This is a genomic window from Psychrobacter sp. H29 (assembly GCF_059073055.1).
The window spans coordinates 193,299-207,305 of the sequence record NZ_JCACRY010000001.1; the positions used below are offsets into that span (position 1 = coordinate 193,299).

The window sequence follows — 14,007 nt, forward strand, 5'->3', positions numbered from 1 at the left end:
AACGCCATTGGAACAAATCCAGTGGCGTTTTTTTGAGTGTTGTCTACGAAATAGCATACTTTAATAACTGGCTAGCTTTCCTTACTCAATTGCTTACTCACTCGGGTCCGATCCTGGTGGAAAGTCATGACGTAATTGTGCGACATTATCCGTTGTGACCGTATCCGTGAAGTTATTGAGATCGCTATGCACGTATTGTGTGACGGCAGCTATTTGCTCGTCATTCATCATGCTGTGAAACGACGGCATACCGCGCAGGCCGTTAATAGTTACGCTAATAATATAGTACTTTGATTCCATCTTACTGTTATTAGTCAGTGGCGGATAGTAACCAGCGCCTTGTGCACCGTCACCTTTTTGCATATGACAACCCGCACAAGAGTCGTCATAGAGTTTTTTACCATTGATGGTAGCAAACCCTGTTTTGCCTTGTGTACTGCCTTCAAACTTAGCGAGCCACTGCTGCATGCTAGGATCATCGCTCATTTTCGGTATCGAGCGCACATTGACGATATTACTAGTGGGTTCAGCCAACTCGCTTTTGGACATATATACGCCGCCCCATGCGCCCTGATTGCGACTGGCCTGATTGTCAAAACGGTTGTTAAATAGCACAGGCGTCGTCTGTGGATTGGCGATAGTGGCTACATCTTGTGTTCTATTCTGACTACAGCCTGACAGCGCTATCGTTCCACCAGTTATGAGTATTACTATTGTCTTGCTCGAGCTGCGCATGCTAAAGGGTTTTATTGGTTTTTCTGCCACCATATTCATGATTGTCCCTAATGTGCCTAGTCTCATTGTTATCATCCTTGCTGTCACGCCGTACTGGTTATACAAAGTAGTTTAGCCAAGTTTCTTAGCTTTTTGATGCAAGCGTTTGGCGGCATCCATTCCAGATAGGATTGCACCTTCTTGCCACGCAGGAATGTGCGAACAATGCTCACCTGCCAGTACGATACGGTGGTCAATCTCGCAGAGTGTCTCGTAATATTGCTTGCGACTGGACTCGCTCCAGATACCGTAGCAACCCAGCGTCCAAGGGATACGGTGCCATGCAACCGAGGTGCCCGAGCGAAACTCTTTGGCATATTGCGGATGAATCTGCTTGCCATAGGCGAGCGCCGCGTTGATACGTTCTTTGGGTGTCAATGAGTTAAACTTGTACGAAGTTTCGCCAAATCCATAAGCGCCAAGTAACACACCTGAGCCTGCGCTAAACATATCTTGTGACGGGTAGGAGATTTGGGTGATGGGTAGATCGGTATAAGTGATGCCGCCGTAGATCCATTCATCCTCTTCCCAAAACCGCCGTTTGAACTCCAAACCCACTTTATACGAGCTGTCATAAGGGACGGCGGCCATGGCTTGCTTCATCGGAGCGGACACATTGATGTCAATTTGAGTCAGTATGGATAAAGGAATCGTACAAATGCACCAATCCGCGCGCACCGTTTTGGTAGCACTGTCAGGGCTGTTGCTATCAACATAATCAACAGTGACACCCGTCTCGTCTTGATTGATTTTGGTGACTTTGGCATTGAAGGTGATCATATCCCGGCACTCACGCGTAAACGCATCACCGATTTTTCCCATGCCGCCGACAGGCTGAAACATCGCTGGCTGATGTACATAGACGGTATAGTTGCTATAAATGTCCGACCACATGCCTGAGTCTATTAGCTTGTCCATTGGTATCGGCGTTGAGGGTTTGGCATCTGGCATCAAGCCACCACCCGGATACACACTATAGCCGCGATGCTTGCCCGTCTCATGGCTTTTGACATAGCGATAGCTGTTATCCAGAACGCCCCAGCCCTTGAGGCCTTCGAGGAGTTTTTCTTTGTCCTCTTTATCAACGGTATTATCAAGACTGCCTTTATTGACGGCTTTAGACAATAGCTCGGAAACATAACCGCGGATATCGTTTTGCACTTCACCCAAGCGCTGCGGTGCACCATTGAAGTGATTGGTACGATGTAGATAAGCACGATCATTGGTTTGGATAAAGGGTTGCAATGCGACGCCAAACTTTTTGCAGTAATGAAAGACCGCGTAGTGATGGATGGGCAATCGCCATGGCCCACCATTAAAGTAATTGCCTTGTTTAAAGTCGCACGTGACCTCAGCGCCGCCCAGCTCTGTATATTTGTCACCGCTATTGAGCGTCCAACTACGTCCGCCGCCGCGGTTTTGATACTCAAGCACAGTGACTTTGTAGCCTGCTTTACGTAGCTCATAAGCGGCAGTCAGTCCGCCCAATCCTGCACCCAAAATAACGATACTGGTACCAGCTGGTGCGCCTTTCAGATTCATCTCTTCTTTAAAGCTCGACTCGGATGCAAACCCCAACGTGGTCATCGCTTGATACATCGCGGTCGCGCCTGCGGTCTTGCCGATCATCGAGAGTAGTTGTCGCCGTGTGGGAGATTGGAGCAGGTCATTCATGGGTTTATCCTTATCGTGCTGGTCTTTGCCATATGATAAAGGGCAAAGATTAGAGCACATTTTTTATAGTTGTTTCTAATGCCAATTCTTAGGGCTAGCTTTTTGCTTTTATCACGCGTGTGACGTCGGCGGCGCTAACATCGCTGTTGGGTAAACCACCAAAGGTGACGCGCACATAGTTAGTGATGCTCGCAATCTGTGCAGGGCTCAAATCTTTTGAAAAGCCCGGCATCTTCGGTGCAGTGTTAAATGCCCCTTTTGCCCCAAAGGCAATCACGCCAACGAGCGCATCAGGTTTTACGCGGCGAATGCTACTGAGACCAACGATAGAGGCATAGCGCGCATCAGGCTGAGCGTAACCATCGACGCCGTGACAGCTGGCACAATGTGCTAAATATAAGTCTTTTGGCGAGCTGCTGTTCAGACCGTTATTGTTGGCGCTGTTACCATTAGCATAACTGACAGTATTCGTTTTGGCCTGCGCCAGATAGTCTTTTTGCTCCAGTAAGTCATAAGTAATGGAGTTGCTGGCTGGCTTCGGTAGGCGAGACATATTGACTGGTATGAGATAGTCATCGGTCTTAATGGCTGGGACGACTTTTAGATAAGATGCCATCGCGATCAGATCTTCATCAGTGAGATAGCGCGTGCTATGTGCCACGGCTTCCGCCATCGGTCCGCCCGCATAAGCGCGCTTATCAAGCGTTCCTGTACGCAGGTAAGTCACGATATCCATTTCGCTCCAGCGCCCAATACCAGTGTCGTTGTCAGGGGTGATATTGGGTGCAAACCATTTACCAAGGGGTGCGCCGGATAAGTAGCGGTCTTTATCAAGGCCTTGGGTTAGGTTGCGCGGCGTATGACAGGTGCCGCAATGCTCTAAATTATTGACCAGATACTCACCACGTTGCTGGGTTTGCGTGAGTCCTGCGCGGTTTTCGGTAGAGGGTACGTTGATGACATTCCATGCCAGCATCAAGCTACGGATATTTAATGGAAAAGGGAGGTGAGTGGTTTTTTCAGGGGGCTTGTCTACCACAGGGACGGTCTGAAAATAAGCAAACAAGGCACTGATATCGTCATCTGTCATGCCATGATAGGACGGATAGGGCATCGCAGGGTAAATCTGATGATTTGGCGCACGTCCTTTGCGCAAGGCTTTTTTAAAATCTGCCTCGGTATAATTTCCAATGCCATAGCGCGTCGATGGCGTGATATTGGTCGAGTAAATATTGCCAATCGGCGTCTCAATCGGTACACCGCCACTATAGTCTTCACGGTGGCAGGCCATACAGTCAGCGCTGCGTGCCACATAAGCGCCGCGATTGGCAAGAGGACTATTGGCTGGACTGACATTTGGTAGGGTTGTTCTGCTAGGCAAAGTGTCCATTGGCAGGCTGACCGTCTCTGCCATTGCAGCGGTAGCAAGTACGCTCAGCCCTGATGTTAATGCCACTACTGCAGAAAATGACGCAACTGGCATAGCTCTACAAAGCGTCTTTATAATATCCTTATAACTCATCTATATTCCCTTCTAGCAAAATGCCTGATAGTTACTAGTCATCTCTATTAAAATTAAGCAAAGAAATAAAAGCCGATACTTTCAAAAGGGACTGCCGTAGCATTGAAACGGCTACTGTCTGGCCGCTTCCACTTTGATATTTAACTTTAGGTTTTTGGTCAGTCCAAACCATGCAAATTTGTTTATATTCCACTTTGTGCGATCAATCATCGCGGTAAAGTTACCACCGCAAACTTCCTGTTTGAGACCAACACTTGTGTCACATTCAAACTTGGTGGCCGTCAGGCTAATAGGATGCGTCTCACCATGCAATGTAAGATAGCCATCTACTCGTGTTACCTGTGGTTTCTTAGCTTTATTAAAGTACCATTTTGTTGATTTAAAGCGCGCTGAAGGATGCATTTTTGCATCAAAGAAATCAGGGCCTGTTAAGCTTTTATTAAAAGAGGTATTGCCCGTATTTAGAGAGTCTATCGGTATGATTAATGAGATATCGCCAGCTCTTAAATCTGGATCATATTGTAGTTGACCGCTAATATTATAAAATCCGCCAGCGGTGGCAGAGCTTTTGAAACGTTCAATGGCAAATTTTATGTGCGTACTGGTGGGATTAATAGAGTAGGTAGCGGCATGACCGTCACTTATGGTACTGACAAGCAGTAATGGCACAATCGATAAATAGTAGACATGCGGGATTTTTTGTCCAATGCATAAGAAGCGCATGGCTACATTCCTTTGTGGGTAATATATAAAGCATTTCATCAAAAAGCACTATCCATAGTGCTAAACAGTGACCAACCAATTGCTCTTCATTATTTATACAGTATTTTTAGATGATGAGTCATACTATTTTGATAAATATATAGAGGTTATATCCGCTTATACTTAAAGCCCTTATAGCTAAAGATTTATTTTAGTTGTTCGGTATGTCGATAGTAGATAGATGTCTATCAGCATGTTTGCTATTGCTACCTTTGGCGCTACTGACGCTATTGATGATAGTGTCTCTAAACAATAGAGTAGCGAGCGCACAGGCTATGGTCAGCGATAGCAGCATCGAGACTAAGGTATGACTAAAGAAATGGTCGCCAAAGAGCATCTTATACAGTCCCATCGTCCAACCTAGTCCCGTCACTATCGTAAATATTCGGTCACGGTATGTGTATAACGATGGTAAAAACGCCAATCCATATAAAGAAAACCCTGCGCTGGCGTGAGCCGCTGGGAAACATCTGGCAGGAGTCGCAGCTACGATGTTTTGCCACAGGTTAAGGTAGGGCAGATCACCGTTAAATGAAACCAAGTCGTTTGGACAGCTCACATGGGTAAAGCCTTTGAGCGTGGCAATGGTAGCCGGTACAATTACCATTATAATCAGTAAGTAGCCAATCTCCCGAACGGGTAGCGGTAGCAGAAATCTATCGAACTTATGGCGATACTGCGAGGCAAGGTCGGGCAAAGGTTGTCGATACTTTATGATTAACACTACTATGAGGTAGACCGCCAGTAGAATTAATAGAGCTTTGGGTAAATCATAAAAGATAAAAGCATAAGGCTGCGCGCCCTTTTCTAGTAGCCAGTGTCCATTGTTATAAAATAGCTCACTGATGCGTAGGTCCAACTGGCTATGTTCAAACATTATTGTAGCAATGATGGTTACGCACAGTAATTTTAGCCAGAGCCAGGCTGTTGAGTGGTCTTCTACAGTCATAGATACCTCTGTAACGTATGTCAGATAATGATAGATTGCAGCATGACTATTTAATGATGTTTCGTCTGGTTATTGATGTCTCATGTGGCATATGTTTTGCGATCTACAGTGCTGCTATCTAGGTATTTATCATGCTTTATTAACATAAGACTGATAATGCCATTGTCCATAAAGCAGTTAAAAGACACAGCGACAAGAACTGCGCCGCCGAGCCGACATCTTTTGCTATCTTGGCAAGTGGGTGTTTGGCTGTCGATGTATGGTCGACGCACGCTTCGATACCCGTGTTTAGCAGCTCAACAATCAAAGATAAAAAAGAAGCAACTACCAGCATCATTTTTATACCAATTGAAAAAGGCACAATAATGACAGCAGTAAATAGGGCAATATTGAGCCACACGACTTGTCTAAAAGCCGCCTCAAATTTGTAAGCTGCTTTAAAGCCGTCTATTGAATAGCCAGCAGCTTTTACAATGCGATAAAAGCCCGTTTTGCCTTTTGCGCTCTCTGCAAAGCTATTAGGCGTGAGCGCACTGTGATGTGCTACCTGCTTGATAGAGCAATGCTCGGCTGGCTTGTTTTCAAGATTAATAGGAGTAATTTTATTCATATAGAATTCTTAATGATCTATTAATATCAAGGTGCACTCTCGGCTTTGCACGACCAAAAAAAACAGTCAGGTAAAGTCGATATAGCTTGAGTATAAGACGAGAGAGATTAAGAAAGTGTTAAGAGACTATAGAGAGGCTGGGATACGTGGTAATGAACATTAAATAGAGAAGAGCGTATTTTTTAGATGAGGCTTTTTGGCGCTATAACATGTGCTACTTGTAATAAATACTAAAAGTGCTACCGCCTGAATGATTGGCTTGATGGGTTAGCTGCCAGCCCATATGAGACATGATGCGTTGTACAATGCTTAGTCCCAAACCTGAGCCTTCAACCTTGTGATTGATATCATGCTTCGGTGACAAGGCTGTGCCTTTACCCTCGTCTTGATAGTCATGAGTCAATCGCTCAAATCGCTCGTAGAGTAGAGGCATCATCGCCTCAGGAATACCAAGACCCGTATCAGTGACCATAATTTTTTCGTCATCGATAGTGATGATGACTTCGCCATCATCGGTATACTGAAACGCATTTTTTATCAAATTACCCAATGCCATTTTTAATAGCTCAGGACGCACATAGGCACTATATTCTTGCTCAGCGATTACCTGACACGTGACAGTCTTGTAGCGTAGCAAATAGGTCAATCGCTGCACCTCGGCTAAGACAATGCTATTGATGGATGTTTGCGGTGCATCAAGCTTTTCAGGCGCACGCGAGAGTAAGAGCAAGGCTGTGATAATCTCAGAAGTCTCACGCGCGGTATCACCAATACGATTGGTAAACTCGGTTAGATGGCTGTCTGTTGGGAGTTGCGACGCTAGCACCTCAGAGGCACCCATAATGATGGTCAAAGGCGTGCGCAGCTCGTGACTGACATCCCCTGTAAACAGTTGCTCGCGTTTTAGATATTGCTCGAGTTTTTGGTTTTTTTCATCGATCGCTCGCGCCAACACCCCGACTTCAGAAGGCAAGTGCGTGAGTTCCGTTAAGTTTTTATAATCGCTCTCAACCGCTTGTTTTAGATCGAGTAGGGGCTTGATGATCTGTTTGGAGGACAGATGAGAGAATATAGCTGCGATAAGTAAACTCAGTATTACGGCCACTTTGAGCGTGTCCGCAAAAATATCTTCTAAGTTTTCAAAGATTTCTAACACAGGGTAGTGACTCATCACTATCTCAACCCCTTCTATGTAGGTCAAAATATATGCTTGATCGCCTTGCTCATACGCAAAAAAGTGTAGATGGGTGCGCTTCTGCTCAGTGCCTTTGTTAACAGTGCTTTTATTAAGAGTAACGTCAGTTTCTTGCACGGTGTCATTCGCAGAGGCTTGCAGACTGACTGGTGCATAATCATAGCGGTAGATTTTAATGCCTGGGTCAGCCGTATAAATAGGCTGATCGCCATGTTTTTCTTGACTCATCTCCAGCTGTTGCAATAGACGTGCTTTGACCAATTCTCGCTCTATTCTGCTTTCTGCATACAAAAAAATGCTGACAAAAGCGCTGCATAGTAGTAAGGCAAATATAAAATAAGAGAAGCGAAACTTATTGGCGATTGAGTGTATGTTGAGCATAGAGGCACTTATATAGTAAAGCGGTATAGTAACGATAGGGGGTAAGGGTTTGTGGCACAAGATATATCTTCAATGAGCACGAGCGCTTTCGAAGTTAAGTGGGATCTATCACCTGATAACCTACACCAGGCAGGGTGATAATCATAGGTTTATCGAATGGTTTATCGACCTGCGCTCGCACGCTATGCATATGGGTGCGTAGCGCATCACTACTTGGGATGTCTTGCCCCCATACTTTTTCTTCAATCTCGTATTTGCTGACGACTCTCGGTGCGGCACTCATTAGGATATGCAGTATTTTAAATCCAGTTGGTGTGAGCCTAATGGATTTTCCTTCGCGTATAATAGTATGCTCGCTGTTATTCAATGATAGCGCACCCACGGCGATACTGTGTACAAAATGATCATCCTCATGACGACGTATGAGCGCTTTTATACGACATTCTAGCTCAATCAACGAAAAAGGCTTGACCAAATAATCATCAGCACCGCTATCAAATCCTGCTACTTTATCTAAAAGCGTATCGCGCGCAGTGAGCATCAGCACTGGTGTCTTGTCGTGCAATTCTTCTCTGAGCTTTTTGCATAATTGCGTGCCATTCATACCTGGTAGCATCACATCGAGCAATATCACGTCATAATGATTGCTTGAGGCGAGTGTGAGCCCACTATAGCCGTGATGTGCGTTGTCCAGCTCAAAGCCTTTGGGCTCAAAAAACGCATAAATGTTGGCGACAATATCGGGATTGTCTTCAATAACGAGTATCTTATACATAATGCTGACCTAAGAAATAGTGGTTGCTTAAAGGATAACGCAATATAAAAACAGGTTAGTGATGCACGTTAAAAAAGGTTGGTGCACCTTTGACCTCATTGGTTGTAATGCCAAAAAAGCTCAGCAACGTCGGCGTAATAAAATCATGTGACACCGGCTGACTGCTCATACTAGAGAGACTATCTGCATCGATGTTATTACTGTCCGGTGACCAAATTACCGCAGGAACATGTTTTTGGGTATCTGGTGCAAATGTATAAGGCAGACCATGCAAGTAAATATTATTTTCACCCAAACTTTCTCCATGGTCACTCATATAGACCATGACGACATCATAATCTTGTTCATAAGGTTTTAAGGTATCAATCACGTTATTCAAGAAATAATCAGTGTAGCGAATGGCGTTATCATAGCCATTTATTACAGACTGGGCATCACATTTCGACAGCTCATTGGTCATACAGACAGGTCTATAGGTTTCAAATTCTTTAGGATAACGCTGGTAATAAGCAGGGCCATGATTGCCCATTTGGTGCAACAAAATAAGCGTGTCTTTAGGCATCTCTTTCTGTGAGCTGCCTGACTTAACCAGTGTATCAAAACCATCAAGCATACCAATATCTCGGCATTCAATATCACAATTTGGATTGGTATCAGTCGTCTTGTAGTCCTCAAAAGTCACACGATCAGCCACACCTTTAGAGCTAGAGTTATTGTCTCGCCACACGACATTGATCCCTTGCTTGCTGAGTGTATCGAGTACGTTTTCGTTATACTTAGCGGTATCTACGTCGTAGTTTTCTCGATTGGTATAACTGAACATACAGGGTACGGAATAGGCGGTCGATGTGCCGCAAGAGACCGCGTTTTTAAAACTATAAAGGTTTAATTGCTTTGAGAGCAGCGGCGTGGTGTTGCGTGTATAGCCATTTAAACCAAAGTGATCCGCTCGAGCAGTTTCGCCAACCACAAACACCATCAGTTTGGGTTTTGCAATGCTGTTGTCAGGGGTTAATCGCCTTGCATCTGTCGCATGCAGCGTGAAAGTATCAGGACGGCGCAGCTCTTTAATATAGTTTTCGCCAAGTTTTAACATTGAGTAAATAGGCGTAATCGGGTTGGCATAAGAGCGCACTTCTTTATGCTGACGAAAGAAGCTGGCGTACTGATCACCAAAGGGTAAGAGACAAGCGGCGATGACTGCGATAGATAATATCAGCGTAACTGTTTTTTGTAGAATGCTGAGTTGCCAGGTAAAGCGCTTTAAGCGAATTTTGCTAATAATAAACGCTGGCAACACCCCCAATATCAGCACTCGAATCACCAGACTGGGTGTGAACAATCCCATCGCTTCTGCTTGATCGGTCTCCATGCTATTGATTAGCATATTGGTGTCAAATATCGTTCCGTAAGCATCAGTAAAATAACCACAGATGGCGGCAGTAATCAGCAGCGTTATCAACACTGGCTTGGCAATCTGGTGATAGCAAAGCAGCTGTAATACCAGCCACATCAGTCCAAATAGCACACCCGTAATAGACAGTATAAAACCTATGTTTTTGCTAAATGGATAGACATTTAGCACCTGCTCGAAAAATCCAGTATTAGCAGTCGCGACCAAATACAAGGCAGTGGTAATCAGAAGATAACTGAGATTGACTTCACGATGATATAGCTGACTTAGGAAATGGGTTTTTCCATGAGATGTGGGCGTATTTATTTTGACGGCTTGAGGTATTGACATACAAGAACTTCTCAACAAAATGGTAGGAAACGTCATTCCTTACCATATCAAACGGGCTGTTAAGAAGGTGTTAAGGTGGTATCTCTGATACTTATGCCAATAGAAGAGAGGTTGAATGGTTCGTTTAGACGTGTGTTAAGACGTTCACTGATAGATGCTATAGCATACTCAAATTATTCTGGGTTCATCATAGCCATTAGCTGAGGTTTGTTCTTTATGGTAATAAAGCCATAGTGCATATTGATAATGGTCTGTTTTTGCCACGATTGGATGATCTTATTGATGGTTTGTCGGGTGGTGCCGAGCATGAAGCCAAGCTCCTCTTGCGACAAGCGTAGATCTATTTTTATATCAGCGCCTACCTGCTTGCCATAAGTGCCAATCAGCCCGATGAGCATACTAGCCAGTCTTGCGGATGTATTTAGCGAGGTCGCATTATCAATCCAGTCAAAGGCTCTACGTATCCGCCCGCAGGTAATGAGCGCGAGATGCTTGTATAAAATTGGGTGCTGCTCAGCGGTGTGGATCACTGACTTTCTAGGGATGGACAGTAAAGTAACCTTGTTTGTAGTCCACGCATCATGGGTACGAGGGTTGTCATCGATGATAGATATCTCACCAAACCAATCGCCACTAGACAGATGGGTAAGGGTCATGGCGTTTCCGCTAGCGCTTACATTACAGACCCTGATCGTCCCTGCCAAAACTAAGTGTAAGGCCGCATCATCATTATCACCAACCGCATGAATCATCTGGTTTTTTTGATACGTTTTGAGCACAGTGCTATGTGCCAGTTGTGTCTGGATTTCGGCTGGCAAGTGAGTAAACCAAGGGTCATTATCTAGATGATGAGTGATATTCATAAGTGTAATGTTTTTGACAGATTTGGGGTTACAAAATAGTGTAGAGTGATGTTTCAGGATATCTACAATTGTAAAGGACTATACAATGCAAACAGCTATGGACACCACCACACAAACGCATTCAACCTCGAGTGTACACCAAAACATGAGCGAGCAAGAGTGGGAGATGCGCGTCAATCTTGCAGCTTGTTATCGCATCATTGCCTCTTATGGCTGGGATGATTTGGTATTCACGCATATCTCAGCCCGCGTTCCAGGGACAGAAGACGAATTCTTGATCAATCCGTACGGAATGTTATTTGAAGAGATTACCGCATCTAGCCTAGTCAAAGTAAACAAAGCTGGCGAAAAATTAGCGCCATCAGAATTCGATGTCAATCCAGCAGGGTTTATCATCCATAGTGCGGTGCACGAAGCTCGTGACGATGCCCACTGCGTGATTCATTTGCATACAAACGATGGTGTTGCTGTATCGGCACAAGAGCAAGGATTATTGCCCATCTCCCAACAATCGCTATTTCCTTTGTCTAATCTAGCGTACCACGGCTACGAAGGTGTCGCGCTCAACCCAGAAGAAAAAGTTCGTTTGGTCGCTGATTTAGGTGACGCTCACTTTATGATTTTACGTAACCATGGTCTGCTGACGTGTGCCGATACCGTGGCCAATGCGTTTTTGTATATGTACATCATGCAACGCGCTTGCGAGATTCAGATAAAAGCGCAGAGCGGCGGCGGTGCATTGACACCGATACCAGCTCAAATATTGGCAGGTATTCAAGCGGCATCTGAGGAAGTCACGAGAGGCGCAAATGGTGATATCGCATGGCCTGCACTGTTAAGAAAACTACGTCGCACTGACCCATCATTTGAGGAGTAAGCCAGTAATGATGACCTTGGAGGAATGGCAACGACAGGGAGAGTATTTGACTGTTGATGGTCAGCAGATTTTCATACGGCATGCAGGGGACAAAAGTGCGCCTGCATTGCTACTGATTCATGGTTATCCTAGTGCAAGTTGGGATTGGGAAGGGATATGGGAGGCGCTCACTGAGCGCTACTATGTCATCACACTCGATATGCTAGGGTTTGGGTTGTCAGATAAACCAAAGAATGCTCGCTACTTAATCAGTGAGCAAGCTGATATTTGTCAGGCTGTTTTGCGCCAATGCGGCGTCAGTGACTATCATATATTGGCGCATGACTATGGCGATACCGTGGCTCAAGAACTGCTATCAAGGCAAGTACATACCGATAACGAGTTCTATATTGGTAGCGTTTGCTTTTTAAACGGTGGACTGTTCCCTGAAACGCACAAACCTATCCTAATTCAGAAACTATTGATCTCGCCAGTAGGTCCTTTGGTATCCAAACTGATCACTAAGCAGAAGTTTGCGAGCAGTCTGCAGCGTGTCTTTGGACCCAACACACCACCTACACCTGATGTCATCGATACTTTATGGCAGCTACTAACTCACAATGAGGGTTTAGCAGTGATGCACAAACTCATCAACTATATGCCGCAGCGTAAGCAATATCGTGAGCGCTGGGTAGGAGCCATTATAAAGAGTACGGTACCAGTTAAATTGATCGCTGGTGCTAAAGATCCGATATCAGGTCAGCACATGATGAATCATTATCGTACGTTGATTCCAAATGCTAATGTCACCGAAATGCTGATGTTAGGTCATTATCCGCAGATCGAGGATGCTGAAGCGATAACTACTGCCTATCTACAGTTTAGAGATACTATTTAGAAACGCTGTAGTCTAAATAGAAGTTGTATTTGTCACACAGTTTTACTGTCAAAAAGCGCAGGTCATCACATGATGCCCTGCGCTTCTTATGTATGGTAAGTATGAGTTAAAAGTACAAAAAATCTCTAAATCTGATTTGATTCATTACTGCTGTTAAATAATGCGCTCACGATTACGGAATCAAACTGTCTACGAGCAGTTGAATACTCGTACTTAATGCCTCATTAGCGAATTTTTTGTTTCTTAAGCTATGACTACAGACCGCTTCAATTTGGGTGGAAAAGTCAGAGTAGTGCTGGGTAACTGCCCAAATATGAAAAATCAAATGAATAGCAGAAACAGATTTAATCTTGTCATCTGCAATCCACCCATCAATCACTGCCACCTTTTCTCGAACCAAATATCTTAAAGGTCCCTTCAGCACCCCCATTAAGTGAGGTGCTCCTTGCATGATCTCTAATGCATATAGTCTCGATGCTGCAGGTGACTTCTTTGAAATCTTATATTTTTCTTCAATATAAGTTTTTAGTGCATCTCTTGGATCTTGGTTGATATTGATATTGCTTAAAGGGGACAGCCACTCACTGAGCACCGTTTCTAAAGCAGCAATATAAAGAACCTCTTTGTTTTTGAAGTAATAAAATATATTCGATTTAGAAATATCAGCTTCTTCAGCAATCCTCTCCATTCGCGCGCCATTTAGTCCTTCTTGCGAAAAGACAATCAATGCAGCATTGATAATATGCGCTTTTTTCTTGAGTACTTTTGAGCTTGTTTCTGTCTCTTCTTTTAGCACGCTGTCTTTCACTGTCATGTCCTTCATTATAAAGTCGCATAAATCCAATTATAGATGATCGTTGGTTGAATTTAAAAAGGGGGCAAAGCCCTCAGGCACAAGCACTATTTATTGGTCAACATATTGCTCTCAGCATCGATGAATATCCTATTGGTTTATAGGTATGTCGGTTGCCACAATCGGCTTTACCAGTCTCTTTTTTACTGTT

General features: G+C 44.4%; 13 protein-coding genes. 2 read left to right on the top strand and 11 right to left on the bottom strand.

The window, feature by feature from the left end:
- Positions 1 to 93: 93 nt before the first annotated feature.
- The 10 genes from AC5JP1_RS00740 to AC5JP1_RS00785 all read right to left on the bottom strand — a co-directional run bounded on the left by AC5JP1_RS00740 (position 94) and on the right by AC5JP1_RS00785 (position 11,249).
- Positions 94 to 735, bottom strand: a complete 642-nt coding sequence (locus AC5JP1_RS00740) for a c-type cytochrome (RefSeq protein ID WP_493844407.1) — start codon at positions 733 to 735, stop codon at positions 94 to 96.
- 111 nt (positions 736 to 846) lie between these two features.
- Positions 847 to 2,448: a flavin monoamine oxidase family protein gene (locus AC5JP1_RS00745; protein WP_493842749.1), complete on the bottom strand. Its 1,602-nt coding sequence runs from the start codon at positions 2,446 to 2,448 to the stop codon at positions 847 to 849.
- Positions 2,449 to 2,542: 94 nt separating this feature from the next.
- Positions 2,543 to 3,862 (bottom strand): c-type cytochrome, encoded by a 1,320-nt coding sequence (locus tag AC5JP1_RS00750; RefSeq protein WP_493844408.1) that lies wholly within the window; start codon positions 3,860 to 3,862, stop codon positions 2,543 to 2,545.
- 219 nt (positions 3,863 to 4,081) lie between these two features.
- Positions 4,082 to 4,693, bottom strand: a complete 612-nt coding sequence (locus AC5JP1_RS00755; protein WP_493842750.1) for a YceI family protein — start codon at positions 4,691 to 4,693, stop codon at positions 4,082 to 4,084.
- Between the two features lie 190 nt (positions 4,694 to 4,883).
- Positions 4,884 to 5,681 carry a PAP2 family lipid A phosphatase gene (locus AC5JP1_RS00760; RefSeq protein ID WP_493842751.1) on the bottom strand — a complete coding sequence of 266 codons (798 nt, stop codon included), beginning with the start codon at positions 5,679 to 5,681 and terminating at the stop codon, positions 4,884 to 4,886.
- A gap of 139 nt (positions 5,682 to 5,820) precedes the next feature.
- The gene (locus AC5JP1_RS00765; protein WP_443527141.1) at positions 5,821 to 6,282 is read right to left on the bottom strand and encodes a diacylglycerol kinase; all 462 of its coding nucleotides are present in this window, start codon (positions 6,280 to 6,282) and stop codon (positions 5,821 to 5,823) included.
- A gap of 223 nt (positions 6,283 to 6,505) precedes the next feature.
- Positions 6,506 to 7,867, bottom strand: a complete 1,362-nt coding sequence (locus tag AC5JP1_RS00770) for a sensor histidine kinase (protein ID WP_493842752.1) — start codon at positions 7,865 to 7,867, stop codon at positions 6,506 to 6,508.
- A 94-nt stretch (positions 7,868 to 7,961) separates the two neighbouring features.
- The gene (locus AC5JP1_RS00775; protein WP_443527100.1) at positions 7,962 to 8,642 is read right to left on the bottom strand and encodes a response regulator transcription factor; all 681 of its coding nucleotides are present in this window, start codon (positions 8,640 to 8,642) and stop codon (positions 7,962 to 7,964) included.
- Positions 8,643 to 8,697: 55 nt separating this feature from the next.
- Positions 8,698 to 10,386, bottom strand: a complete 1,689-nt coding sequence (locus AC5JP1_RS00780; RefSeq protein WP_493842753.1) for a phosphoethanolamine transferase — start codon at positions 10,384 to 10,386, stop codon at positions 8,698 to 8,700.
- A 173-nt stretch (positions 10,387 to 10,559) separates the two neighbouring features.
- Positions 10,560 to 11,249: a Crp/Fnr family transcriptional regulator gene (locus AC5JP1_RS00785; RefSeq protein ID WP_493842754.1), complete on the bottom strand. Its 690-nt coding sequence runs from the start codon at positions 11,247 to 11,249 to the stop codon at positions 10,560 to 10,562.
- Between the two features lie 85 nt (positions 11,250 to 11,334).
- Here AC5JP1_RS00785 and AC5JP1_RS00790 point away from each other — a divergent pair, with 85 nt between their 5' ends.
- Both AC5JP1_RS00790 and AC5JP1_RS00795 read left to right on the top strand, forming a co-directional pair.
- On the top strand, positions 11,335 to 12,126 hold the full coding sequence (locus tag AC5JP1_RS00790) for a class II aldolase/adducin family protein (RefSeq protein WP_443527103.1): 792 nt from the start codon (positions 11,335 to 11,337) through the stop codon (positions 12,124 to 12,126).
- A 7-nt stretch (positions 12,127 to 12,133) separates the two neighbouring features.
- Positions 12,134 to 13,003 carry an alpha/beta fold hydrolase gene (locus tag AC5JP1_RS00795; protein WP_493842755.1) on the top strand — a complete coding sequence of 290 codons (870 nt, stop codon included), beginning with the start codon at positions 12,134 to 12,136 and terminating at the stop codon, positions 13,001 to 13,003.
- A 172-nt stretch (positions 13,004 to 13,175) separates the two neighbouring features.
- Here the strand turns inward: AC5JP1_RS00795 and AC5JP1_RS00800 are convergent, their stop codons facing one another.
- Positions 13,176 to 13,811 (bottom strand): TetR family transcriptional regulator C-terminal domain-containing protein, encoded by a 636-nt coding sequence (locus AC5JP1_RS00800; protein WP_493842756.1) that lies wholly within the window; start codon positions 13,809 to 13,811, stop codon positions 13,176 to 13,178.
- Between the last annotated feature and the right edge of the window lie 196 nt (positions 13,812 to 14,007).

What these genes read in the sequence shown, in the direction of transcription:
- AC5JP1_RS00755 (WP_493842750.1), bottom strand. Translation starts at nt 4,693, where the DNA reads ATGCGCTTCTTATGCATTGGACAAAAAATCCCGCATGTCTACTATTTA.
- AC5JP1_RS00770 (WP_493842752.1), bottom strand. Translation starts at nt 7,867, where the DNA reads ATGCTCAACATACACTCAATCGCCAATAAGTTTCGCTTCTCTTATTTT.
- AC5JP1_RS00790 (WP_443527103.1), top strand. Translation starts at nt 11,335, where the DNA reads ATGCAAACAGCTATGGACACCACCACACAAACGCATTCAACCTCGAGT.
- AC5JP1_RS00780 (WP_493842753.1), bottom strand. Translation starts at nt 10,386, where the DNA reads ATGTCAATACCTCAAGCCGTCAAAATAAATACGCCCACATCTCATGGA.
- AC5JP1_RS00740 (WP_493844407.1), bottom strand. Translation starts at nt 735, where the DNA reads ATGCGCAGCTCGAGCAAGACAATAGTAATACTCATAACTGGTGGAACG.
- AC5JP1_RS00760 (WP_493842751.1), bottom strand. Translation starts at nt 5,681, where the DNA reads ATGACTGTAGAAGACCACTCAACAGCCTGGCTCTGGCTAAAATTACTG.
- AC5JP1_RS00775 (WP_443527100.1), bottom strand. Translation starts at nt 8,642, where the DNA reads ATGTATAAGATACTCGTTATTGAAGACAATCCCGATATTGTCGCCAAC.
- AC5JP1_RS00785 (WP_493842754.1), bottom strand. Translation starts at nt 11,249, where the DNA reads ATGAATATCACTCATCATCTAGATAATGACCCTTGGTTTACTCACTTG.
- AC5JP1_RS00750 (WP_493844408.1), bottom strand. Translation starts at nt 3,862, where the DNA reads ATGGCAGAGACGGTCAGCCTGCCAATGGACACTTTGCCTAGCAGAACA.
- AC5JP1_RS00795 (WP_493842755.1), top strand. Translation starts at nt 12,134, where the DNA reads ATGATGACCTTGGAGGAATGGCAACGACAGGGAGAGTATTTGACTGTT.
- AC5JP1_RS00745 (WP_493842749.1), bottom strand. Translation starts at nt 2,448, where the DNA reads ATGAATGACCTGCTCCAATCTCCCACACGGCGACAACTACTCTCGATG.